Genomic DNA, 23,137 nt, shown 5'->3' on the forward strand with positions numbered 1-23,137 from the left:
CAGTTTACCGTTACCTATTCCATGTTTAAAGCCAATCCCCATGTTTCCCCTGCAACCTGTAACTCAGTATACAACTTATAGCCATATTCTAAGTAAATTGCATCCTTATTTCATTTGAATGAATTCAATTCTGGTGATCGGTGCCGGGCATTCGGCAGTATCATTGATCGAATACCTGATGAAGGAAGCTGCATACAACAGCTGGTTCATCACTGTTGCTGAAACTTATCCTGTAATCACACCGCTTATTACCAACCCGCCTTCGCATCTTAAAACTGTGATCATACACCCGGATAATGAACCCGGCCGTCAGCAACTGATCGCTGCTGCTGACATAGTGATCTCACTGTTGCCGGCCCCCTGGCACACGTTCATTGCTACTGATTGCCTACGGTTCAACAAACATTTTCTAACTCCTGCCAATATAGATGATACCCTGACCGGTATGCAACCCGCCATTAAACAACAAAAACTGTTGTTCCTCTGCGAAATGGGATTGAATCCAGGCATCGATCACATGATTGCCATGCAACACATTCACCGCATAAAAGCCAATGGCGGCACCATTACTTCCTTTAAATCGCACTGTGGTGGATTGATATCACCGGAAAACGACGACAATCCATGGCATTATAAATTGACCGGGATCCATCACAACCCGGTGCTGGCCGGTATAGATGGCGCGGTGTTTAAAGAAAATGGGGCTGTACACCAACTGTCTTACGAGCAGTTGTTCGACCCCAAACGGGTTATTCATATTCCCCACCTGGGTTACCTGGCCTGGTACCCTAACTGCGATTCGCTGCATTATATGCCGTTGTACGGGTTGCCCAATGCCAGTACTTTTATACGTTCCACACTGCGTTATCCCGAATTTTGTTTTGGCTGGAAAAATATAGTGGAGCTGAAACTGACCGATGGCACCAAACGGTATCAAACAGACGGATTAACGCTGCAACAATTTTTTCAGGAGCATTTCGCCCATCATGGTTTTGGGGAGTGGATCGAAAAGCAACTAACAGCGCGTTTTGCGCAAACAAAACAGTTGCTTGAGAAACTACAACAGCTGCTGGAGGCCGAACAGGAAGCCAATGAAGAAGAACGAAAAGCCCTGCAGGATTTTATGATGGTCGATAACAACGGACAACTGATGGATGTGAACCTGGATTCCATAAAAAGCCAGGCGGCGGCTACGGTGGCCGGACAAATGCACGAAGCCAACCTGTCGATGAAACAGCTTTTCTTTTTAGGGATGGATGATGACCAGACCATAATAAATAAAGGCAACTGCAGTGCTGCCGACGTATTGCAATTTGCCATGGAAAAAAAATTGTTGTTGCAACCAGCCGATAAAGACCTGGTTGTATTGCACCATGAGATAGGTTACGAACTGGAAGGAACACAACACCTGGCCAGCAGCAGCCTGGTAGTAAAAGGCGAGAACCACCTGAACACAGCCATGGCTAAAACAACCGGGTTGCCATTGGGTATTGCGGCCAAACAAATATTGCTGGGCCGAATCCCGGAAACCGGTTTGCGCATACCTGTTATGTCGTCCGTATACATACCCGTTTTGCAGGAACTGGAAAAGAACGGGATCAGGTTTGAAGAGAATGACTGTATTATACAATAGGCACCGGCGAAAAATTTCCCATCAGGATCTGTTGCACCTCCTGCACCGGCATATTGAACCAGTTTTGTAACACCGACGTATATAATGATCTGAAGTCATACTGCATGGGCACATTGTCATTTGCCGTTACTTTTTCGGGGATCACCGGGTTTGAACCGATAATACCCGGTTTTATGGCGTTGCCGAAATAAAAAACGGGTGCTGCGGCTCCGTGGTCAGTACCATCGCTGGCATTGCTTTTTATTCTTCGGCCAAATTCCGAGATGGTCATACCCATCACCCGGTTTTCAATTTGTAAGAATTGCAGGTCATTCATAAAAGCGCCAATGGCTTCCGATAAGCGTTGCAACAGTTTGGCGTGGGTGCCGGTAGTGGTATCTGTTTCCGTTTGTTTGGCATGGGTATCGAAGCTGCCTGTACTTACCATATACACTTTTGTTTTTAACCCGCCGGCAATAAGGCGCGACACGATCTTTAACTGATCGGCCAGCGGATTTTTACCTGCTGCAGGCCAGTTGGGCGATTGGGTAGTTACCTTTTGCGCCGCTTTTTTGATCACCGTTGCATACTGATCGGTTTTCTGGCTCATCATTTCGATGTAATCCAGCTGTTCGCCCCAGCGGGAGTTGGCATTTACATTTACTTTTCCTTCTACCAGTTTATAAAAACCGGCCGGGTTGCTGATGGCCATGCCCATGGTGAACAGGGGACCCTGTAAGGCCGTTGATACCACCGCCCCTACCTGTATAGCCAGCGGATCGGGCATCGCTTCATTAGGGTAATTATCGGGGAATTGTGGGTATACATCATTCAGGAATCGCCCGGCCCAGCCCGACGAAACCACTTTATCACTGTCGGAACCGGTCATCCAGATATCGGTTGCCCTGAAATGTGAGAAGTTGGGTTTGGGATAACTTACCGCCTGTATCACGCCAAGCTTTCCTTCATTGAACAATTGTTGCATATTGGCGAGTGCGGGATTAAAAGCCGTGGCATCGAAGCCATTCAGTCGTAATACTTTTTCCTGCGGAAGAAAGATATTGGGTCTTGCGGCCGTATAATTGCTGTATTGATCGAAAGGGATGACGGTATTGATGCCATCATTGCCACCGGCCAGTTGAATCAGCACCAACACGCGATCGTTATCGAGACTGGCGTGCCGCGCATGTATGCCCGGCGTACCTGCGAGGGCTTTCAGTGATACGCCCTGCAAAAAGGAAGGCAATACAACGCCGGTAATAGTGTCCCGTAAAAATTTTCTGCGTTTCATAGCTGGTGGTTTTACATTAACTGGTACTGTGGCAGGCTCATCATATATTTCAACAGGTTTTTCAACTTGCTGGTCACATTCTTTGTATTGGCTGCATCATCGGGTTTATCGTGTAGTTTCTGCCAGGCATCCGTCCAGTAATGGTCGCTGGCCATGCCTGGCAACCCCTGTAATAGAATACCGGTTTTCATATACTGTTTTTCTTCGGCCGGTAATTCAACGGCGTACAACAAGGCGGCCAGTTCATCGATCAGTTTATTAGGGTCGCCGGGCGCCGATAGTTGTTTCGTATACAGCAGCGGGTCGATGAGTATTTTCTTTCCATTACGTGCAAAGCCATTGGTCATCATGCGGTCGGTAAAAGCGGTGCGTTTGGGCAGCGTATCCGAACTGATCCATGATTTATCGTACATGGGTTCCTGGTAATAAGCAGGCCAGCCGGCCACATTGGGCGGGTCGCCAATATTCTGTTGCATTTGCGAAGCTGTCTGTTGAATATTGAGCCAGAAACTATACTGCTCTACATAGCTGTCTTCAGCCGGGAATGGAACGCTGTATTCACGGCACAGGCCAACCGTAAAATCAATCGGGCTTTTAATGATGCTGCCGCGGTTGCCCACGTCGTAAAAATGCCGGCTGGTAAATAATATTTCCAGCACGGGTTTTATTTCATAATTGCTTTGTCGAAAGATGTTCGCTAGTGGTTCAATGATCGTTTTTTCCGTGCCCTCATCTATCTGGTGGTATACAAAGTACCGGTACAATTTGCGGCAGACAAAACGGGCTACTTCGGGTTGTTGAAAAATAAGGTCGAGCAATTCATCGAGCTCCATTTCCCCTTCTTTTCCCTTACGACCTTTTATAACCTGGTTATTGTAGAATTCGGAGAATTGTTTGTCGCTTTCGTCATGGCGGCCCGCATCGAAGGTGCCATGTATCCCGGGCAATGATTTGTTATCGATGCGGAAACCGGTTAGGATGCATGCGGCGGCTTTTACATCGGATTCGGTATAATGCGACCCCGGCCCCTTGCCTACCGTGAACAATTCCTGTAACTCCCGGCCATAGTTTTCATCGGGCGCTTTTTTAGTATTGGCATTTCCGTTCAGGTATTTAAGCATCGCTGCATCTATAGTTACCGCGCGCACCATAGTTTTAAAATTTCCCAATGCATATTGGCGTAATAATACATTGTGTTTGTAGACCATGGTGGGGTTTTCGATCACCATGGCTTCGGTAGCAAAATGGTTGTGCCAGAACAGCACCATTTTTTCACGCAGAGTGCGTTGCTGGTTCAGCATGCAACCCAGCCACCAGGCTTTAAAAGAATTTCTTCTGCGGAAACCGTTCATTCCGCTGTATTGGGCTGCGGTTGTCCAGGTAAGGCCTGGTTGAACGTCTTCGTCGGTATATTTGTCGTCATTGTAGTTATTGACAGGGGGCGCGGGAACAGGTTCCTCCTGATTCAACAATTGCTGAATGGTATGCCTGAGTGATTTTGACGCAAAATAATCAATGTCTTCTTTTTTTGCACCAAACAGGGTTCGCTTCAATAAATGTTTTACTTCAGGGTGCCCCCATTTGCCTTTGTACTTTTTCAAGGTGGTTGTTACGGATGGTACTGTCATTGCGTGCTTTTTTTGCAGGCGGCTATTGACTTTTTAACAGCTCGATCAGGTCCTGAATACCCTGGGTAGCCGGTTTTTCAATGTTTGTGACATTGTAAACGTTATCTGTTCTGGGGATCACCTTATCGATCACGTATTTGGGTATGTCCATGGGTGCATAATCAACCAGGCCTGCAGCCGGGTATACTACCAGGGAAGTACCTACTACCACAAAAATATCGGCGCTGAGCACTACGGGAACGGCTAACTGGATCATTGGCACCGGTTCTTCAAACCAGACGATGTTCGGGCGCAGCTGGGCACCGTCTTCGGCTTTGTCGCCCAGTTTGATGTCGTCGCGAATGTCGTACACCAGTGATTCATCAAATTCACTGCGCATTTTGAAGATCTCGCCATGCAGGTGCAGTATTTTTTTTGAGCCGGCACGTTCGTGCAGGTCATCGATATTCTGGGTAATAATGGTCACATCAAAATCGTCCTGCAATTTAGCAAGACCAATATGCGCGGCATTGGGTTGCGCTTCGAGTACATTTTTTCTACGCTGGTTGTAAAAGTCCAGCACCATGGCCGGGTCTTTTTTCCAGGCGCGTGGGGTAGCCACATCCGTCACTTTATATCCTTCCCATAATCCGTCGCTGTCGCGAAAGGTTTTTAATCCGCTCTCGGCGCTTATACCTGCGCCGGTCAATACTACGATCTTCTTTTTACTCATAGGTCAAATATAAGGAAAAAGGCGGGGCAGTAGGCAGTGGGCAGTAGGCAGTGGGCAGAAGGCAGTAGGCAATAGGCAATGGGCAATGGGAAAGGCACTCCTTCTCCGCCAGCAATACACCTCTGCGCGCAATCCGCGTCGCGGCCCATTGCCTACTGTCCATTGCCTTTATTTCTTAGCTGTCAACGACCCGGCCGATTGTACTAAATTGATGAACTCCTGGCGGTAGCCGTTTGCATCGGTTCCCTTTGCGCTTTTGGCTAATTCAATTACCTGTTGGTACGTGGCCTGTTGTTTGAATTCAGAATTTCGTAACAACATACCGAAGGAAGCTACGGCTGCCGAGAACCGGAAATTTTCTGAAGTATTGGCCAGGGCCTGGTGTGAATCCGTAACGGGGTGAACGATCAGCCTGCTTACATCGCCATCGGGCTTTTTGTAACGCAGCTTGATGGTCATGATTTCATCGCCACTACCAGTGGCTGTATTCGTTTTTGCGGGCTGATATTTCAGGTCATCTACCTTGCCGGTGAATTCACTTTTTACCCCGGTAGGAATTACTTCGTATAGTGCTGTTACGGTATGGCCGGAACCCAGTTCGCCAGCATCTTTTTTATCATCGTTAAAATCCTCTGCAGCCATTACCCGGTTTTCATACCCAATAAGACGGTAGGCCTGTACTTTAGCCGGGTTAAATTCTATCTGGACTTTTACATCCTTGGCAATAGTGAACAGGGTGCTGCCAAACTCCGTTACCAGTACTTTGCGGGCTTCGTTGATGTTATCGATATAGGAGTGATTACCGTTCCCTTTATCGGCCAGCTGTTGCATTTTGTTATCTTTGTAGTTGCCCATACCATATCCCAATACACTCAGGAAAATACCGCTTTGTCTTTCTTTTTCGATCATAGATACCAGTTCATCATCACTGCTGGCGCCTACATTAAAATCGCCATCGGTGGCCAGAATGATGCGGTTATTGCCGCCTTTGATAAAATTATCCCGGGCAACTTTGTAGGCCAGTTGAATACCCTCCCCACCAGCGGTAGAACCACCGGCTTCAAGTTGGTCAATAGCTTCTTTAATAGCAGTTTTGTTGGAACCGCTGGTAGCCGGTAATACCAGTCCGGCATTACCGGCATATACTACAATGGCCACCTTATCATCGGGCCGCAATTGATCGGCCAGTAATTTCATAGATGATTTTACCAGGGGCAGTTTATTCTCATCTTCCATAGAACCGGAGACGTCTATCAAAAACACAATATTGGCATTGGGCAGGTTTTTCACCGGGATCTCCTTTCCCTGCAAACCGATGTGCACCAGGCGGTGTTGCGGGCTCCATGGACATTCACTCAATTCTGTATTAACCGTAAAAGGGTCGTCATTTTGCGGTTGTGGATAGGTGTAATCGAAGTAATTGATCATTTCCTCTATACGCACAGCGCCGGCCGGTGGAATGCTGCCATTATTAATATAACGGCGGATGTTACTGTAAGCGGCCTCATCTACATCTATCGAGAATGTCGACAATGGGTTTTGCGTGGCTGTAAGGAACCTGTTTTCCACAATATGATCGTAATCTTCGGTATTGGGGTCCGTTGGCCTTTCTTCCTCTTTCACTTCTTCGTCTTTTATAATACGGGGCGGCGTGAATTTGCTTTCCGCAGTTACATAGGGTGCAGTAGCAGGCGCTGGCGCTACTTCCTGCAATGCCATGTCTTGCACCGTTACATTTCTTGTTGAGGAATCAGCTTTTGATTCGGAGGTGGCGCCCCGGTTATTACAGGCAATAAAGATCCACAGCAGCAATGCTGCCAGTATTTGAAATAAAAACTTCATGGCTGTTCGTTTTTAGGTGTGTGTGATTATAAGATGCAGGTAATTGATAATTACATAAACAGTTTACAGGAAAACAATAATTTAAATACCGGTATTTGTGGTTAATACGGACGGGAGTGAAAGGTAACCTGAAGGAAAAGTTAAATAGAGGAAGGCTAAAAGGCAGAGGGCAGAAGGCAGAAATAGAGTTGATCAGTTGACGGGTTAACAGGTTAACACGTTTGGAGGAATAAGGGCCGTATAATTGGTTGCCAGTTTCCGGGACCCGGTAACTGGCAACCGGTAACATTCTTTAAACTTAAAACTAAAGACCCGCTAATTCCATAATTGCTGCCCACTCATCGTCAGTAACGGGCTGAACCGAAAGCTGGCTGATGCGTACCAGGGCCATATTGGCAAGACGTTTATCTTTTTTAATAACGCTTAATGAAACGGGGTGTTTCAGTTTTTTAAAAGGTTTCAGGTCAACCGCTACCCACTTGTCATCATCGGTGGATGGATCCTGGTAGGCTTCTTTTACCACTTTGGCAATGCCCACGATCTCCAGGCCTTCATTGCTGTGATAATATAATACTTCCTCGCCCTTTTTCATGGTGCGCAGGTTGTTGCGTGCTGCGTAATTGCGTACGCCGTCCCAAAAGGTCTGTTTGTCTTTTTCAAATTGTTCCCAGGGATATACGGATGGTTCTGATTTTACGAGCCAGTAAGCCATAGTTGTTGTTATATGAAGGGCGAAAGTAAGGAAAACAGCTGAAAGCTGAATACAGCCTCAGGCCGTAAGAATCCAGAACGCAATAACAAAATAACCCAATAACTCCGGGCTCTGAACTTTCAACTATAAAGCTGCTCTTTATCGGGGGCTTTCTTTTTTAATAATAATCTTATAAATTTGTTGGGTCGCCTTACAATCATTCAATCTAACGCCCACACATGGCCCCCATAACTTCATTTAGAAAAGTGTACAAATGCCTTTCTATAGTTCTTTTCCATTTGATATTTATACAACAGCTTCAGGCGCAGTCTGCCATCACCCCCTGGTCGTTTGACGCCAGTTACATGCCTTCGGCCGGTGTGCTGCCCAATGACGTTGCTTCCACCGACGTGGATGGGGATGGTAAAGTCGATATGATCGTTTTAAGCGCCGGTTACCCCTACACCGTTTCGGTTTATAGAAATATAAGCAGCGGCCCTGCAATTACCTTTGCGCCAAAAGTTGACTTTTTCGCTTCTGACCCAACTTCCATGGCAACGGGTGATTTCGATGGAGATGGTAAAACGGATATTGCAGTTACCAATTATACCTCCCTCACCGTTTCGATCTTCAGGAATCTGAGTACACCGGGTAATATTAACTTTAGCAAAACAGATCTTTCCACCTTTCTCTCTAATCTGGTTGTTATTGGCGATTTGAATAACGATGGTAAGCCGGACCTCGTAACAGCCAATTGGGCAGCCAATTCCATTTCCATATTTAAAAACACGGGTTCGCCCGGCACCATATCATTTGCAGCAAAAATTGATTATCCCGCCGGGGGCTTTCCTGCCAGTCTTAGCATCGGCGACCTGGACGGTGATCACTGGAATGATCTTGTTATAGGCGCCGGAAGCGTTTCAATTTATAAGAACAACGGTGTTGCCGGTTCGCCCTCTTTTTCTTTAACAGGGGTTGGAAGCAGCATCGCATCAGGCGGAATAAAACTGGCAGATCTTGATGGCGATTCAAAACCTGACCTAATGGCCGGCAGTATTGCTGTTTACAGGAATACCGGCAGCCCGGGCACTATTGCCTTTGCAGCCGGAACAACTTTTCCGGCGACCAGTTATGGCAATAATTTATGTATAGGAGATATAGATCATGACGGTAAAGTTGACCTTGTTTTTTCGGATGGCAGCTCTATAGGGATTTACAGAAATAGCGGCGTTTCAGGTTCCATTAATTTCGATGCCGAAGTGAATGTGTCAACGAAAACGAGTGCCGGGCGTATCACTATTGCAGATTTTAATAACGATCAAAAACCCGATCTGGCCTCCGTAGACCAGGGTGATAATTCAGCTACTATTTACCGGAACCGGTTCGATGAACCAACGATCCTTTCCTTTACGCCCACAGAGTCACCAGCAGGCGGAAATATTACCATAACGGGCCTGAACTTCACCGGGGCAACGGCCGTTTCATTCGGGAATGTGGCTGCGCAGTCATTTAATGTAGTATCACCCACCACCATTCAGGCTGTGGTTGGGACTGGCGCCTCGGGCGAGGTGAGCGTTACCGGTGCAACGGGAACCGGGATAGCCACGGGTTTTAAATTTTGGGATGCGCCTCAGATCACTTCTTTTACACCGGCGGGCGTTTATGCCGGGGAAGAGGTCACCATTACCGGACGATATTTTACCGGCGCCACCGCGGTGTTGTTTGGTGGAACCCCTCCCCTGTCCTATTCAGTGGTATCAGACAATGTGATCACTGCCACCGTTGGCTTCAATACTTCCGGCACAATCAGTATCACTACACCCGGTGGCACCGTCAATCAGCCCGGTTATACTTATTTAACCTCTCCTGCCAATGCGCCGGTTATAACATCTTTTACACCCGTTACCGGCCCCATTGGTACAACTGTTACCATCACCGGAAATTATTTTGGCGCCACACCCGCCACCAACATTGTATATTTTGGTGCCACAAAGGCTACTGTGTTGACAGCTTCTGCTACGTCGTTAACCGTACAGGTGCCGGTCGGTGCCAGCTATCAACCCATCACCGTGGCTACAGGAAGGTTAACAGCTCAAACGCAGATTCCATTTGTAGTAACTTATCCTTCTGCTGGTCCGGCATTTACAGTGGGCTCATTTAGTACCCCTGGTGTTGTAGATGCAGGTGGCGTTTCCTGGGAGCTTTTAAGCCCTGATTTTAATGGGGATGGGAAACCGGATCTTGTACATGCCAATCCCTATCCTAACAACATCACGGTTGAAAAGAACACCAGTACCGGCAATACGATCTCCTTTAACGATGTTAAGGGATTACCAGGTCTTATAGGTGTCAGCTATCTGGAAACGGCCGATATGAATGGTGACGGAAAGACGGACATCATAGCGGCTCATGCCGTTAACCAGAACGATGCGGCAGCTATTTCAATCAAAAGGAACATAAGCACCGTAAGTGACATTGCATTTGCCCCTGAAGTAAATGTGCTCACAGACGGGTCGAGCACGCTGGCAGTAACAGACCTTGACCTGGATGGAAGACCTGATGTGATCGTTACATCAATTGCTAAAAATCATTTGTACGTATTCAAAAATACAAGTATCGGCAGCTTGATTTCCCTGGCGGCAGCAGCAGATTATGCCACCGGTGACGATCCGATGCACCTAAGTACCGGTGATATAGACGGTGATGGCCGCCCCGAGATCCTGGTCACCAATAGAAACGCCAACACGGTTTCAATATATCCCAATATCAGCACGCCCGGCACCATCAATTTTGCGGCTCCCATAGATATGTCGGTAGATCAGATCCCGTCGGGCACGGCTGTTGCCGATTATGACGGCGATGGTAAGTTAGACATTGCTGTTATGACCCAGATAGCCCCAGCTGCTGTTTCCATTTATAGAAATACAAGTACAGCGGGTGCTATTTCATTAGCCCCGAAATTCAAGATCGAACTGCCCTCATCGGCCACCAAACTGAAGTCGGGTGACCTGGATGGTGATGGAAAACCCGACATGGTTCTTAATACAAATGGGATCCTGGTTTATATAAAAAATCGCAGCACGCCCGGAAACCTGGCATTCGCCCCCGTTGTGAGTTACCAGCATAATCAGTTTCCTATCGACATTGCGATTGCTGATTTCGATGGCGACAGTAAAAGTGATATAATAACAAGTTTTAATGGTATGGTGGCGCTTCGCAATCAGGTCGGTTCAGCAAGAGTATTGTCTAATGTTTTAAATGGGGTAACAGCTCTTACTACAAACAGATCGGTAGTTGATGCCAGTGTGCAAACTTATAATGGCAGCCCTTATGTGCAACGCCATTACGATGTAGTACCTACAAACAATGCTGCTACGTTGGAAGCAACCGTTACCTTGTATTTTACCCAGCAGGAATTTGATAATTACAATGCAGCTCCCGGTCATGGGCCCGACTTACCCAAACAACCAACTGATGTAACGAATAAAGCAAACCTGCGTATTTACCAGTTTCATGGTGAAAGTGTAACTGGTATTCCCGGAAGTTATAGCGGTTTGGGGGTAGAAATAAATCCCGATGATGCGAACATTGTATGGAACAATGGCGCGGATTGCTGGGAAGTAACTTTTGATGTGAAAGGATTCAGCGGCTTTTTTGCTGCCAGTGTTGGTTTTGTTAAAGGGTTAATACCGCCCGCCATTACATCCAATGGTCCGGTCACTTTTTGTCAGGGTGGTAATGTACTGCTGACCTCCTCGTCCACAGTCAATAACCAATGGTATAAGAATGGCGTGGCAATTAATGGGGCTACCGGCGTTACGTATAACGCCAATGCAGGAGGCGATTATACAGCCACCAATGTTGTTAGTGGGTTTTTGACTCCTCCTTCAAATAGAATTAGTGTAACTGTTAATCCGATCCCAGAGAAACCATTCATTTCAATGACTGGTAGCAGCCTGATTTCCAGCGTCATTATCAACAGTGTAAGCCAATGGTACCTGGAAGGCGTGCTGATCCCCGGGGCAACAAATAATGGGTACACCCCTACAAAAAGCGGGTATTATTCGGTAGAAGCCACTGTGAACGGCTGTACAGGTCCCCGGTCAGATAAACTCTTTTTTGTGGTTACCGGCGTGGTGAATATTGACAATACCCAGTTCATCCGGTTAAGCCCCAATCCGGTCGAAAGCCAACTGCAGCTGACGTTCAATTTGAATATTACTCAAACTGTGAATGTACAGCTGATAGATCTAAAGGGACGGGTAATAGGTGCTTATAACCAGCTTTCCAATACCACTCAGGTAAACCTGAGTGGTATTGCAGCCGGTGTTTATTTGGCAAAAATATTCAATCCAATAAGCAGGAAGAGTTACGTTATCAAGGTGCTAAAACAGTAACGCGGGGCGCCTATTTTGAACCGGGTAATTATGGTCTTTCCAGTCAACTTTGATGTTGTGCGGAATATCCAGCAATTTATGATTGGTGAATTTCATTTCATTCAACAAGGTAAATGCCGGACGAATATTGGGACAATGATCGAAAGGGCAGCAACCGCAATAAATGACAATATTGGCATCCTTGGGTAATTGGCTGAGTTCCTGTTTGAATTTGTCAAGGCTGGCCTTGTCTTTACCAGGACCAATGTCAATGGAGTTTTTGATCATGGCGCCGGGCCCGATACAGAAAATATGGGGTTGAGTAGCTTTGGGATTGTTAATCGTTTTGGCCAGGTCAGCCGGTTCTATCAATTGTTTGGCTGTCCAGGGTTCATTTGATTGAGCAATACACTTAACAGACGCCAGCAGCATTATCAGCGATATCGTTGCAATAGTTGTTTTCATATCCATTCGTTTACGGTATGGAGAAGATATTAGCGAATGTAAGTATATTTTTATTTCGGGGGATTAACAAACAGCCCGTTCTTTAGGGGCGATTTTTTATTGCTGTAATTTCAGCTGTTATCCTTTTTCTGATATCAATTTTGACTTTTGGGAGTTTATATACTTTATGATGCAAAAGTATAAGGTCGTCCAGCATAACACATCTAATGAGTTGGGTTGATACAGGGTGTTCAATCGCAGCAAACAGGAAAATAAAACACCCGTAGCGCCCAGGACCAGATCCAGGAGGTGACGGGTGGAACAGATAAATACCCCCACGCTAAATGGTTTGCCTGGTCAAGGTGTAAATATTCATCACGTTGTAAATCGTATTCCGGGTTTATTAGAATGCTTTGCAGGACAAATTTAAGAATGACAAATCCAGTTAAAATGAGTGTTCTTTTTGTCATTAACAGCAGTTTTGGGGAGTGGTGTTATGGTTCTTGCCTTCTAAATGTACGTACCTTCCTGTTGCCATAAACGGGGATACTCAATTTATAAATTATAAATTGTTATTTTATGATTATCAGTGGGGAAAGTATGCTGAAAATGCCTCCTGCATGCCCCATCACCCTGGCAAAAGAGTTGCAGTAAACGTTGTGTAATTTAGTACCATGACCACCTACGAACAGATAATGATGCAGGAGCTGCGGATATGGCAGCGGAAGATGATGCGGAAGCCTGGCTTCTTTAACAGGCTGTCTAAATCGATGCAGGACAAGATCAATAACCTTATACCGGAAAAAGTTCATCAGGTAGTTACGGTAGTCATCAAACAAATGATTCGGGGAGTATTATTTGGTGCCAAATGGACCACCCGCGATAAAAAAACGCTACTTACGCTTGGCGAGAGTGATGATGTTGTTGAACAAAAGATAAAGATCTACCGAACTACAGCGGCTGCTGAAGGTGCCCTTACCGGCGCCGGCGGTTTATGGCTGGGACTGGCAGATTTCCCGCTTTTAATAGCGATAAAGATCAAACTGTTATTTGAGATCGCCGCTATTTACGGGTTTTCAGTGAACGACTACAAAGAACGGGTATACATTCTGTATATTTTTCAACTTGCATTCTCATCAGCGAAACACAGAAGGAATGTATTTCTGGAAATGATAAACTGGGACGAGCGATCGAAAAGCCTGCCCGAAGACATTAACCAGTTTGAGTGGCGTCCCTTTCAACAGGAATACAGGGATTATATCGACCTGGCTAAAATGGCTCAGCTTATACCCGTTATAGGCGCCCCGGTTGGGGCAGTCGTCAACTACAGGCTCATACGCAAACTTGGCTATACGGCAAAGATGGCTTATCATATGCGTTGGGCTGAAGAGCAGGGGCTGGTATGAGGAGACAAAGCAATTCACCAGGTTACAGGTGAATCCGGTGGCCCTATGTTGATATCGGTATCAGGTGAAATATCTGTAACACCCGGTAAAGTGCGCAATTTGTTTACCACTTCTTCAGATGCGGTACCGCTTATGCAGCCGATCTCTGTCATCACCTGGTTAACGGCAAACCCATTTTCATCCAACTGTTTTTTTATCTCATCCAGGTCTTTGTTGGAGGTGGTAACTATCCATTTTTTATTAGAAGCCATAGCCCGATAATTTTTTTAAAACACCACCGGCAGCATGCTGCCGGTGGTGTTGTCTATAAAATTACAAAATTGAATGACTATAAAGCCTGAACCAGCCCTGCACCAACTTTTGAGGTGGGCAGTGACAAATGCCTGGCTGTTGACACCAGTTTGCGCCACAGCAATGCACCACGCAAATTGGGTGAGGTTTCGGCCCACAACGCCGCACAACCTGCCACATGCGGAGTGGCCATACTGGTACCGCTGATGGTATTATATTTTTGAGGGCGTGGCCAGCTTGAGAATATGTCTCTGCCGGGCCCTGCAATGTCAATCTTGCCGGCACTTGAAAAACTGGAAGGCATCAAATTCTGATCCAGGGAAGCTACCGCCATAATAGTCGGTGAGTTGCCTGGTGCACCGGTTGGTCCGCCAGAACTATTACCAGCTGCAGCTATAATGAGGCAACCATTGTTAAGTGCTGCCTGTCCTGCCGCGGTATAGGAAGGCTGAATCCCAATTGGTGCTCCCAGCGACATGGAAATTACGGCACAGCGGTTCGCAATAGCCCAGTTCATACCTGCCAGTACACCAGCCTGCGTGCCAGTTCCTGTATTGGTAAGTACCTTACCTGCATAGATAGACGTTTTGAATCCGATACCATAACGGGGTATATTCCCTACAGGTGCTTTGGGGCCACAGGCGGTTCCAATGCAATGCGTGCCATGGCCATTCAGGTCCTGTACGGGCTGGCCAACAAATGTCTGGGAAGTGATGGAACGCCCGATGAAATCCGGATGCAGCAGGTCCATACCGGTATCCAGCACTGCTACCTTAATACCACTGCCACCGCGGGGACATGGCGGAACTTTACATACATTTAAACCCCAGGTAGCGCCAAGTACCTGCACTTCTTCCTGTAATTCCAACAGCGAATGTCCATTGGGGTTTTGCAGGTCTTTTGCAATGATCTCTGCTGCCCGCAGAAAGCCCCGCAAATATTGGTTGGGTGTTTCTTCTGTTGCCATACCGTATGGCGGTGTCATAACATCATTGGCAAAAACGAAATACTCAGGATCGATGGACTCTATAGCACTGTCTGTAGCAGCTTCAGTTTGTATATCCATACTGCGTTCCTGTGCTGCCGGACCGCTAACCAATGCCACCCCGATCTCATTAAAATGAATAGTATCAGCATCACCAACACTTTCAAGCGTTATCGCCTGTTCTGTAAAGTCTCTTGCATCTGCAATCCGAAGGCCCTGATCGGCCAGCGATTGTTTGCCTTCTTCGGCGGCTCCTGGTTTGTAGGTAACCAGGTAACGGCCGGTTTGCAGGTTATCACCACCCCGCTCAAGCGAAGCCAACAGCAAATCGTCTACTGAAGAGTTTACAAGACTGAGATTTTGTGATTCATTGCGGTCTTTTTTAGAAGCCATAATTGGTTTATTTTAAGTGTGAAGGAATTTGGTGCATGCATGATTGACAATACACCTCTGAAGAACCAGATGATGGTGTTCTTGTCAATGTTTAAAACCAATCAGGCCGAAATGTAAAGGGAAAGTTTGTAGAGGAATTACGGAATAGCAGTGCTGATACAAGATGATGAAATTTGATAATACGACCAAAACAAAGCAGACGCTGTGGTATAAATACCGTTATTACACGGTATTTTATAGAGAGGCTTTTACAGCTAAAGCGTTTTTGAAATTATGTTGTGTGAACGCATTTGCCCTGGAGATCGGGATCCGCAAGGTGCTGGGCGCCAGTGTGGCCAATAAAAGCCTGAGAGCGGAATAACAGGAAAAAGACCTTTTTTCGGTTATGCATACTACTAACTGGTATGGATATGTATTTAAGCACTTACATGTATAATTGTATTTGGGTGTTTTTTCCGGTTTTTACAATTGAATTTATTCGTAGGGAAAGGGCTGCATTAATTGCTTATCTTAGAAGGAAGGATCGCATTTTAAAACTCAAACGGAATATCATGTCTGAAGAAAAAATGCTTAAAAACCAGGCTTTAATTAAACTGGCTTATGTTGCTTTTAACGCCAGAAATATTGATGCAATACTCGAGGTTATGCACCCGGAAGTAAAATGGCCAATGGCCTGGGGAGGTGGCTATGCAAATGGGCATGACGAAGTTAGAGATTATTGGGAAAAACAATGGAAAGAGCTTGACCCGCATGTAACACCGGTTGGTTTTCGTGAAAGAGAGAACGGTACCCTGGAAGTTGAAGTTGCCCAACTGGTTAAAGATTTAGCAGGAAATATACTATTTGATGGAAAGGTATTCCATGTATATGTGATCAATGATGGTCTTTTGCAAAGGATGGAAATTGAACAATAGTGGCTTTTTGTTTATAATAAACAAAAAGCCACAGTCCCTGCGAACCGCGGCTTCTTTTATAACTTATTACGTTTATACTAGCTAATACTAAGCAACTCCACTTCAAATACCAGTGTGCTGTTAGGTCCGATCTGTGCGCTCACCTGTTGCTCACCGTAACCCAGGTGTGGTGGTATAAAGAAACGCCATTTGCTACCGGCAGGCATCAGTTGCAAACCTTCTGTCCAGCCTTTGATAACCCGGTTTAAAGGAAAGGTAGCTGGCTGGCCGCGACGTACAGAACTGTCGAACACGGTACCATCGATGAGTGTACCGTGGTAATGACAGGTAACATTGCTGGTAGCGCCTGGTTTGGCACCGGTACCTTCAGTAATTATTTCGTATTGTAACCCGCTGGGCAGTGCCACAACACCGGGTTTTTGTTTATTGGCTTCCAGAAAGTCGTTACCGGCTTTCAGATTAGCTTCTGCTTTCTCTTTTTTTTGTTGAAATAAACGATCTGCAATTCCCATGATACTAAGTTTAATTAGTAAATAATTGTAGCTGTCAAACACTTAACTGCTGTTGCAGGTTTCCTATTTCAGGTTACAAGGACTCTTTTGAACGTATTCCCTGAAACCTGGACCCTGTACCCTGTAACTGTATTATTACCAACCGCTGGCCAGCACATCGGCGATGTGCATGGTTTGCAGTCCCATTTCTTTTTTACGCATTACGCCGTCGATGTGCATCAGGCACGAAAGGTCGGTAGAGATGATACATTCTGCACCGGTGGCTTTGGCGTTGTTGCTTTTTTGATCGGCCATCCCAATGGAAATGGGATCGAATTTAACGGCGAACGTGCCGCCAAAACCGCAACAGGTTTCCACGTCGTTCATTTCCACCAGTTCCAGTCCTTTTACATGCGACAACAACTTACGCGGCTCCTCCTTGATCTTGCATTCGCGCAAACCGGCGCAGGAGTCGTGGTAAGTGGCCTTTGTATATAAAGTGGCGCCCACCTCTTCCACTTTCAGCACGTTCACCATAAAATCGGTGAATTCAAAAGTGCGTGCCTGCAGTTGATTTACGTCCCGCATTTGGGCTGTATTTTCGAAAAGTGTGGTATAATAGTTCCGTACAAAACCCACGCAGGAAGCACTGGGTGCTACTACGTAGTCGGTACTGGAGCCACTGAAATCTTTAATGAACTTGGAACATACATCGCGGGAATCGTCCCAGAAACCGGCATTGTAGGCGGGTTGACCGCAGCAGGTTTGATTGGTATTGTACGTTACGGTGCACCCTGCTTTTTCCAGCACTTTTACCATATTAAAGGCTGTAGTTGGATACAATTGATCAACGAAGCAGGGTATGAATAATTGAACCTTCATGGCAAACCTCCCCTTTCCTGTTAATGGTTTTTAAACGATTGCGTCAGTGAGATCATCTTAAGCGCAGTGATCGCGGCTTCTTCGCCTTTATGGCCATGTTTGCCACCGAGGCGTTCCTGCGCCTGCTGATCGTTATCTACAGTTAACACACCAAAGATAACAGGTACGGGTAAGGTGAGGTTCAATTGTGTAACCCCATGGGTTACTCCCTGGCATACATAATCAAAATGCGGCGTGTCGCCACGAAGTACGCAGCCGAGGGCAATGAAAGCTTGCGGACGGTCATCTTTGTATTTATTCGCGTCCCAATAACTTTTTATACCAAATGGAATTTCAAAGGCGCCGGGAACGGTGACCACTTTTACATCCTTTACGCCTTCGCGTTCGAATATAGTTAAACAGCCTTTTTCCAGTTCATCTAAAATAGCAGCGTTCCATTCAGTACGTACTATAACAACACAGGCATTCGTGTTGTGAATGCCTGCGTCTATCTGTAATAATTTACTATTGCTTACTTCAGCCATGTCCTTAGTTTCAGGTTTCATGTTTCAGGTTTCAGGGCCAGGGATTTATCCCTGTAACTTGTGTCCTGTAACCTGTAACTGCTTTTTCAAAAACAATTCCTAATTCAAATCACCTAATTTACCTAAGTACTTATCTACTTCAAAAGCGCGTTGACTGCTGGGATATTTATCCTTGATCTGGTGCAACAGCTCGATTGCTTCTTTGTTCTTGCCCAGTTCCTGGTTCAGCATAGCTGCGCGGAACAGGTATTCGGGTGAATTGATGTCGTCCTTATCGAACAGACTTCCTGCTTTTTTATAATAACCGATGGCTTCTTCTTTTTTTCCAAGTTCAGAATAGGCGTCACCGAGTAAACCGGTAGCGCGCACTTCCACTTCAACCTGGCTGGTAGAAAAATCTTTCAGGTATTTGATGGCATTGTTGAAATCGCCCATTTGCATATAGCAGGAACCAGCATAGAACTGAGCCAGGTTACCGGCTTTTGTACCACTGTGGTTTTTGATAGCTTTCAAAAAGCCGCCATTCTGTCCGTCACCTTCCAGGGCCAGCTTGAAAGAATCCAGTCTGTAATAGTCTTCCGCTTTCCAGATGGCTTCTGCCGCTTTTGCTTCAGCAGGTGCTTTATAGAATTTGGTATATGCAAAATAACCGCCTACAATTACCACCAGGCCAGCCAATGCGTAGGTAATCACTTTATTGTTCTTACCCCAGAAATCGCGGGCCGAATCCACCACTCTTTCTTCGGTTGATCTTTCTACTGGTTGTTCAGGCACTTGTTTTACTTCAGTAGCCATGAATTATTCATGTTTTAATTGACAATGTTGTTTACTTAGGGAAAAGCAGGTTATGTTAATCAACAATGAACGGATAATTTGGCGTCAGCACGATGTCTTTCAGCACTTCATCCTCTGTTGGGAAAGGTGACTCTTCTGCGAATTTCACCGCAGCAGCTACCTTATCATTTACCCGTTTGTCGATTGCAGCAATCTCGTCTTTTGTAGCGTATTTATTCTTGGTGATGGTATTCAACACCAATTGAATAGGATCACGTTGTTTGTATTCTTCCACCTCTTCTTTAGTACGGTATTTCTGAGGGTCAGAAATTGAGTGACCTTTATAACGATACGTTTTAATTTCCAGTAATGTTGGTCCACCGCCTTCACGGGCTCTTTTTACGGCACGTGACATGGCATCGTGAACGGCTTCAGCGCTCATACCATCCACTGAATCAGCAGGCATTTCATACGCATCGGCCAGTTTGAAAATATCGTGTACGTTACTGGTACGTTCTACTGAAGTACCCATCGCGTAGTTGTTGTTTTCGCAAATGAATATGGCTGGTAATTTCCAGGTCATGGCCATATTGAATGTTTCGTGCAAAATACCCTGGCGGGCTGCGCCATCGCCAAAGAAAGTTACAGAAACGTTATCGGTTCCTTTATATTTTTCTGCAAAGGCCAATCCGGCTCCGGTGCCTATCTGGGCACCTACGATACCATGACCGCCAAAGAAATACTCTTTTTTACCAAAGAAGTGCATACTTCCACCTTTTCCTTTGGCCACACCTGTTGCTTTACCATACAATTCAGCCATACAACCATCAGGGCTCATCCCTTTTGCCAATGCCAGACCGTGGTCGCGGTAAGCAGTTACAAATGGATCTTCCTGGCGGGTAGCGGTCATTACACCCGCAGCAATTGCTTCCTGCCCAACATAGGCGTGGAAAAAGCCGCGGATCTTACCTTCCATTTTATATTTTTCTTCGGCTGCCAGTTCAAATTGACGGATCAGGAGCATTAACTCGTACCAATACAAATACGTTTCTTTGGAGAATTTCGAAGCCACTTTATAAAAATTTGAGGTTTTAACCCCGCCGAGTCCTCCCGATTTCATCGGGACTGGCTGGCTAAGGCGGGGGCAAAGATAGGGTAAGTAAGGGAATTATGGAATGGGGATTAACATTTTTAGCCCTAATAGATGGTTTGATAGCCAGTTGATTGGGTGAAAAACTTATCAATTACCTGTATAAAGGACATATTTCCGGTAATTATGGCAGATTTTTAGTTCGAAGTTTGAAGTTTTTTAGTTTAAGGTTGAAAGTTGGAAGTTGAAGGTTTAAAGTTGAAAGTTGAAAGTTCGGGGTTCCGGGTTCTAAGTTCCGGTTATTGGGTTCGTAGGTTATTAGGTTCGTAAGTTATTAGATTCTATGTTTTGAAGGATGGTTTCCGGTCCAGGGAGCCGGCCGGACTCAGAACTTAATAACCCAATAACGGAATAACCCAATAACATAAGAACCTATTAACTTTCAACTTAAAACTTTAAACTTTCAACTTTAAACCCGGAACTCTGAACTTACCAAACAGTAGCTATCTTGCAGCCGAAATGTTATCGCTCAACAACATATCCCTCACCCAATTCAAAAACTATCAACACCAGCAATTCCCGTTTACAGAACGGATAGTTGGCATTTGTGGCCCCAATGGCGTAGGCAAAACCAACCTGCTCGATGCCATTTATTACTGCTGTTTTACCAAGAGCTATTTTACCCGCAGCGATAGCCAGAATATGTTGCACGGTGCGGCCGGTTTTCGCATTGAAGGCCATTTCTCCCTCCAGCACGATCCCTTAAAAGTAGTCTGCATTTTACGCGAAACCGGTAAGAAGGAATTTTCGGTGAATGATGAACCTTACGAAAAGCTGTCTACTCATATAGGCAAACTTCCTTGTGTGATCATTGCGCCGGACGATGTGCAGATCATTACCGGCGGCAGCGAAGAACGCCGCCGCATGCTCGATGCCTTGCTTTGCCAGCTCGATGCCCACTACCTGCAACAGTTGATGGATTATAATAAAGTATTGCAGCAACGCAATGGCTTTTTAAAATCGATGGCCGAAAAAAGAATGAGCGATTACAGCCTGTTGGATGTGTATGATGAACAGCTGGCCCGTTATGGCACTTTTATTTATCAGAAAAGAAATCAGTTCCTGCAGGCGTTTCTGCCCCGGGTCTCGGAGTTTTATACGCAGATCGCCGGACAGTCAGAACCGCTGACCCTCACCTACGAAAGCCAGCTGCACGATTGTTCCTTTCCGCAATTGTTACAACGCTTTCGCCAGAAGGATTGCATCGTTCAGCGCACCACCGGCGGTATTCACCGCGACGACATCAATACCCAGCTCAATAACCAGCCGTTTAAATCCCTGGCCTCCCAGGGACAGCGCAAAAGCCTGTTGTTTGCCATGAAACTGGCTGAATTCGATACCCTGAAACAGGCCAAACAATTTCCTCCCCTGTTGCTGCTCGATGATGTGTTCGAAAAACTCGATGCCGACCGGATGCACAACCTGCTCGATCATGTTTGTATGAAAAACGCCGGTCAGGTTTTTATCACCGATACACACCCGGAACGTATTAAGCTGCATTTTTCCAATTTGGGGATCCCGTTTCAATTAATTGAATTGTGATTCCTGTATTTCTTACCTCCTACTTCATACATCTTACCTCTTTCTTCATACCTTCACGCGAGAAACCGCATAAAGAATGGGCGAATATTCACTCGGCGACGCGCTAAAATACTTCCTCAACCACAGCAAGTTGAAAGGTTACATACAGGCATTACAGATAGAAGATGTGTGGGAACAGATCATGGGTAAAACCATTGCCAAATACACCGAGAAAATACAGATCCAGGGTAAAACATTATTCATCACCACCAGCATGGCCCCGCTGAAACAGGAACTCCTGTATCAAAAAGATAATATCATTAAACGGGTGAATGAGACCCTGGGCGAAAATACCATCAACAACGTAGTTATTCAATAAACAGCTGGCTGCCGCTTAACTAATTTATAATTGGCCGTAAAAAGCAAAAAGAACATGGGCACCCAGATACTGGCCCTGCAAAGCACCATCAGTCGCACCATAGAGATAGACCTTAATGAAATGCTGGGTGTAGAAAATATTCCCGCAGCCCGCACGCCAAACCATTTTATTCAAATGTAAATTATTGCACATGCTCTCTTACGATCAGATTTTTGAAAACAACCGCCAGTGGGTTAGTCAGCAACAGGAAAAAGATGCCAGCTTTTTGGAAAAACTGGCTGCCGGCCAATCGCCCGAATACCTGTACATTGGTTGCAGCGACAGCCGCGTAACTGCTGAAGAGATCATGGGCGCCGGGCCCGGACAGGTATTTGTACACCGCAATATTGCCAACATAGTAAACAACATCGACCTGAATGTAATGTCGGTACTGAACTATGCCGTGCGGCACCTGGAGGTAAAACACATTATTGTATGCGGCCATTACAATTGTGGCGGCGTGAAAGCTGCCATGCAGCCGGTTGACCTGGGGATCCTGAACCCCTGGCTGCGTAACATCAGGGACGTATACCGTTTACACGAACAGGAGTTAGACAGCATTGAAGACGATACCCTGCGTTACAACCGCCTGGTAGAACTGAACGTGGTTGAACAGGCTACCAACGTTATCAAAACCGCTGCCGTGCAATTGATGTATGAAGAAAAAGGGTTTCCTATTGTACACGGCTGGGTGTTCGATCTGCACAATGGGATGCTGAAGGACCTGAAAATAGACTTTGAAGGTATATTGAAGAAAATAGAGAAAATCTATAATCTTACAGGTAAATAAGT

The 23,137-nt window shown here is 45.9% G+C and carries 22 protein-coding genes; 9 read left to right on the plus strand and 13 right to left on the minus strand.

What is annotated here, in order from left to right:
* Nucleotides 1-118: 118 nt before the first annotated feature.
* On the plus strand, nucleotides 119-1,633 hold the full coding sequence (locus BMX95_RS20020; RefSeq protein WP_081203889.1) for a saccharopine dehydrogenase C-terminal domain-containing protein: 1,515 nt from the start codon (nucleotides 119-121) through the stop codon (nucleotides 1,631-1,633).
* On the opposite strand, the gene BMX95_RS20025 is transcribed toward BMX95_RS20020, so the two are convergent.
* The 5 genes from BMX95_RS20025 to BMX95_RS20045 all read right to left on the minus strand — a co-directional run bounded on the left by BMX95_RS20025 (nucleotide 1,623) and on the right by BMX95_RS20045 (nucleotide 7,797).
* Nucleotides 1,623-2,903, minus strand: coding sequence for a DUF1501 domain-containing protein (locus BMX95_RS20025; RefSeq protein ID WP_081203888.1), 1,281 nt, complete (start codon nucleotides 2,901-2,903; stop codon nucleotides 1,623-1,625). The genes BMX95_RS20020 and BMX95_RS20025 overlap by 11 nt on opposite strands.
* 11 nt (nucleotides 2,904-2,914) lie before the next feature.
* Nucleotides 2,915-4,531, minus strand: coding sequence for a DUF1800 domain-containing protein (locus BMX95_RS20030; protein WP_081203887.1), 1,617 nt, complete (start codon nucleotides 4,529-4,531; stop codon nucleotides 2,915-2,917).
* Between the two features lie 22 nt (nucleotides 4,532-4,553).
* Nucleotides 4,554-5,243 carry an SIR2 family NAD-dependent protein deacylase gene (locus BMX95_RS20035; protein WP_081203886.1) on the minus strand — a complete coding sequence of 230 codons (690 nt, stop codon included), beginning with the start codon at nucleotides 5,241-5,243 and terminating at the stop codon, nucleotides 4,554-4,556.
* 168 nt (nucleotides 5,244-5,411) lie between these two features.
* The gene (locus tag BMX95_RS20040; RefSeq protein WP_081203885.1) at nucleotides 5,412-7,085 is read right to left on the minus strand and encodes a vWA domain-containing protein; all 1,674 of its coding nucleotides are present in this window, start codon (nucleotides 7,083-7,085) and stop codon (nucleotides 5,412-5,414) included.
* Nucleotides 7,086-7,389: 304 nt separating this feature from the next.
* A complete protein-coding gene (locus BMX95_RS20045) occupies nucleotides 7,390-7,797 on the minus strand; it encodes an EVE domain-containing protein (protein WP_081203884.1) in 408 nt (135 codons plus the stop codon).
* A 218-nt stretch (nucleotides 7,798-8,015) separates the two neighbouring features.
* Between BMX95_RS20045 and BMX95_RS20050 the strand changes: the two genes are divergently transcribed.
* Nucleotides 8,016-12,173, plus strand: a complete 4,158-nt coding sequence (locus BMX95_RS20050; RefSeq protein WP_081203883.1) for an FG-GAP-like repeat-containing protein — start codon at nucleotides 8,016-8,018, stop codon at nucleotides 12,171-12,173.
* Here BMX95_RS20050 and BMX95_RS20055 read toward each other — a convergent pair.
* Entirely contained in the window at nucleotides 12,162-12,617 is a 456-nt protein-coding gene (locus BMX95_RS20055) for a rhodanese-like domain-containing protein (RefSeq protein ID WP_081204133.1), read from the minus strand. The two genes, BMX95_RS20050 and BMX95_RS20055, sit on opposite strands and share 12 nt — an antisense overlap.
* Nucleotides 12,618-13,270: 653 nt before the next feature.
* Between BMX95_RS20055 and BMX95_RS20065 the strand changes: the two genes are divergently transcribed.
* A complete protein-coding gene (locus BMX95_RS20065) occupies nucleotides 13,271-14,002 on the plus strand; it encodes an EcsC family protein (protein ID WP_081203882.1) in 732 nt (243 codons plus the stop codon).
* Between the two features lie 14 nt (nucleotides 14,003-14,016).
* Here BMX95_RS20065 and BMX95_RS20070 read toward each other — a convergent pair whose 3' ends face one another.
* Nucleotides 14,017-14,253, minus strand: coding sequence for a hypothetical protein (locus BMX95_RS20070; RefSeq protein WP_081203881.1), 237 nt, complete (start codon nucleotides 14,251-14,253; stop codon nucleotides 14,017-14,019).
* A gap of 77 nt (nucleotides 14,254-14,330) precedes the next feature.
* Nucleotides 14,331-15,671 carry a S8 family serine peptidase gene (locus BMX95_RS20075; RefSeq protein WP_081203880.1) on the minus strand — a complete coding sequence of 447 codons (1,341 nt, stop codon included), beginning with the start codon at nucleotides 15,669-15,671 and terminating at the stop codon, nucleotides 14,331-14,333.
* A gap of 163 nt (nucleotides 15,672-15,834) precedes the next feature.
* On the opposite strand from BMX95_RS20075, the gene BMX95_RS20080 reads away from it, so the two are divergent.
* Both BMX95_RS20080 and BMX95_RS20085 read left to right on the plus strand, forming a co-directional pair.
* Nucleotides 15,835-16,032, plus strand: coding sequence for a hypothetical protein (locus BMX95_RS20080; protein ID WP_090519532.1), 198 nt, complete (start codon nucleotides 15,835-15,837; stop codon nucleotides 16,030-16,032).
* 43 nt (nucleotides 16,033-16,075) lie between these two features.
* Entirely contained in the window at nucleotides 16,076-16,585 is a 510-nt protein-coding gene (locus BMX95_RS20085; RefSeq protein ID WP_207631717.1) for a nuclear transport factor 2 family protein, read from the plus strand.
* 77 nt (nucleotides 16,586-16,662) lie between these two features.
* Here BMX95_RS20085 and bamJ read toward each other — a convergent pair whose 3' ends face one another.
* From bamJ to pdhA, 5 genes are all read right to left on the minus strand, one after another.
* The gene (bamJ, locus tag BMX95_RS20090) at nucleotides 16,663-17,097 is read right to left on the minus strand and encodes a BamJ family beta-barrel-assembly machinery protein (protein ID WP_081203878.1); all 435 of its coding nucleotides are present in this window, start codon (nucleotides 17,095-17,097) and stop codon (nucleotides 16,663-16,665) included.
* Nucleotides 17,098-17,232: 135 nt separating this feature from the next.
* Nucleotides 17,233-17,958, minus strand: a complete 726-nt coding sequence (locus BMX95_RS20095; protein ID WP_081203877.1) for a (Fe-S)-binding protein — start codon at nucleotides 17,956-17,958, stop codon at nucleotides 17,233-17,235.
* 20 nt (nucleotides 17,959-17,978) lie between these two features.
* A complete protein-coding gene (gene ribH, locus BMX95_RS20100) occupies nucleotides 17,979-18,503 on the minus strand; it encodes a 6,7-dimethyl-8-ribityllumazine synthase (RefSeq protein ID WP_242673243.1) in 525 nt (174 codons plus the stop codon).
* Between the two features lie 78 nt (nucleotides 18,504-18,581).
* Nucleotides 18,582-19,277, minus strand: coding sequence for a tetratricopeptide repeat protein (locus BMX95_RS20105; RefSeq protein WP_081203876.1), 696 nt, complete (start codon nucleotides 19,275-19,277; stop codon nucleotides 18,582-18,584).
* Nucleotides 19,278-19,332: 55 nt separating this feature from the next.
* The gene (gene pdhA, locus BMX95_RS20110; protein ID WP_081204127.1) at nucleotides 19,333-20,328 is read right to left on the minus strand and encodes a pyruvate dehydrogenase (acetyl-transferring) E1 component subunit alpha; all 996 of its coding nucleotides are present in this window, start codon (nucleotides 20,326-20,328) and stop codon (nucleotides 19,333-19,335) included.
* A 537-nt stretch (nucleotides 20,329-20,865) separates the two neighbouring features.
* Between pdhA and recF the strand changes: the two genes are divergently transcribed.
* The 4 genes from recF (at nucleotide 20,866) to BMX95_RS20125 (ending at nucleotide 23,135) form a co-directional block, all read left to right on the plus strand.
* The gene (gene recF / locus BMX95_RS20115) at nucleotides 20,866-21,948 is read left to right on the plus strand and encodes a DNA replication/repair protein RecF (protein ID WP_081203875.1); all 1,083 of its coding nucleotides are present in this window, start codon (nucleotides 20,866-20,868) and stop codon (nucleotides 21,946-21,948) included.
* A 76-nt stretch (nucleotides 21,949-22,024) separates the two neighbouring features.
* The gene (locus tag BMX95_RS20120) at nucleotides 22,025-22,306 is read left to right on the plus strand and encodes a DciA family protein (protein WP_081203874.1); all 282 of its coding nucleotides are present in this window, start codon (nucleotides 22,025-22,027) and stop codon (nucleotides 22,304-22,306) included.
* A gap of 54 nt (nucleotides 22,307-22,360) precedes the next feature.
* Nucleotides 22,361-22,486, plus strand: a complete 126-nt coding sequence (locus BMX95_RS35690) for a hypothetical protein (RefSeq protein ID WP_262493622.1) — start codon at nucleotides 22,361-22,363, stop codon at nucleotides 22,484-22,486.
* Between the two features lie 10 nt (nucleotides 22,487-22,496).
* A complete protein-coding gene (locus BMX95_RS20125) occupies nucleotides 22,497-23,135 on the plus strand; it encodes a carbonic anhydrase (RefSeq protein ID WP_081203873.1) in 639 nt (212 codons plus the stop codon).
* Nucleotides 23,136-23,137: the final 2 nt, after the last annotated feature.

This window comes from Niastella yeongjuensis, assembly GCF_900110245.1.
Taxonomy (GTDB): Bacteria; Bacteroidota; Bacteroidia; order Chitinophagales; family Chitinophagaceae; genus Niastella; species Niastella yeongjuensis.

Excerpts from the sequence above, each read along its gene's own strand:
- BMX95_RS20020 (WP_081203889.1), top strand. The coding sequence starts at position 119 with ATGAATTCAATTCTGGTGATCGGTGCCGGGCATTCGGCAGTATCATTG.
- BMX95_RS20025 (WP_081203888.1), bottom strand. The coding sequence starts at position 2,903 with ATGAAACGCAGAAAATTTTTACGGGACACTATTACCGGCGTTGTATTG.
- BMX95_RS20030 (WP_081203887.1), bottom strand. The coding sequence starts at position 4,531 with ATGACAGTACCATCCGTAACAACCACCTTGAAAAAGTACAAAGGCAAA.
- BMX95_RS20035 (WP_081203886.1), bottom strand. The coding sequence starts at position 5,243 with ATGAGTAAAAAGAAGATCGTAGTATTGACCGGCGCAGGTATAAGCGCC.
- BMX95_RS20040 (WP_081203885.1), bottom strand. The coding sequence starts at position 7,085 with ATGAAGTTTTTATTTCAAATACTGGCAGCATTGCTGCTGTGGATCTTT.
- BMX95_RS20045 (WP_081203884.1), bottom strand. The coding sequence starts at position 7,797 with ATGGCTTACTGGCTCGTAAAATCAGAACCATCCGTATATCCCTGGGAA.
- BMX95_RS20050 (WP_081203883.1), top strand. The coding sequence starts at position 8,016 with ATGGCCCCCATAACTTCATTTAGAAAAGTGTACAAATGCCTTTCTATA.
- BMX95_RS20055 (WP_081204133.1), bottom strand. The coding sequence starts at position 12,617 with ATGAAAACAACTATTGCAACGATATCGCTGATAATGCTGCTGGCGTCT.
- BMX95_RS20065 (WP_081203882.1), top strand. The coding sequence starts at position 13,271 with ATGACCACCTACGAACAGATAATGATGCAGGAGCTGCGGATATGGCAG.
- BMX95_RS20070 (WP_081203881.1), bottom strand. The coding sequence starts at position 14,253 with ATGGCTTCTAATAAAAAATGGATAGTTACCACCTCCAACAAAGACCTG.
- BMX95_RS20075 (WP_081203880.1), bottom strand. The coding sequence starts at position 15,671 with ATGGCTTCTAAAAAAGACCGCAATGAATCACAAAATCTCAGTCTTGTA.
- BMX95_RS20080 (WP_090519532.1), top strand. The coding sequence starts at position 15,835 with ATGATGAAATTTGATAATACGACCAAAACAAAGCAGACGCTGTGGTAT.
- BMX95_RS20085 (WP_207631717.1), top strand. The coding sequence starts at position 16,076 with ATGGATATGTATTTAAGCACTTACATGTATAATTGTATTTGGGTGTTT.
- bamJ (WP_081203878.1), bottom strand. The coding sequence starts at position 17,097 with ATGGGAATTGCAGATCGTTTATTTCAACAAAAAAAAGAGAAAGCAGAA.
- BMX95_RS20095 (WP_081203877.1), bottom strand. The coding sequence starts at position 17,958 with ATGAAGGTTCAATTATTCATACCCTGCTTCGTTGATCAATTGTATCCA.
- ribH (WP_242673243.1), bottom strand. The coding sequence starts at position 18,503 with ATGAAACCTGAAACTAAGGACATGGCTGAAGTAAGCAATAGTAAATTA.
- BMX95_RS20105 (WP_081203876.1), bottom strand. The coding sequence starts at position 19,277 with ATGGCTACTGAAGTAAAACAAGTGCCTGAACAACCAGTAGAAAGATCA.
- recF (WP_081203875.1), top strand. The coding sequence starts at position 20,866 with ATGTTATCGCTCAACAACATATCCCTCACCCAATTCAAAAACTATCAA.
- BMX95_RS20120 (WP_081203874.1), top strand. The coding sequence starts at position 22,025 with ATGGGCGAATATTCACTCGGCGACGCGCTAAAATACTTCCTCAACCAC.
- BMX95_RS35690 (WP_262493622.1), top strand. The coding sequence starts at position 22,361 with ATGGGCACCCAGATACTGGCCCTGCAAAGCACCATCAGTCGCACCATA.
- BMX95_RS20125 (WP_081203873.1), top strand. The coding sequence starts at position 22,497 with ATGCTCTCTTACGATCAGATTTTTGAAAACAACCGCCAGTGGGTTAGT.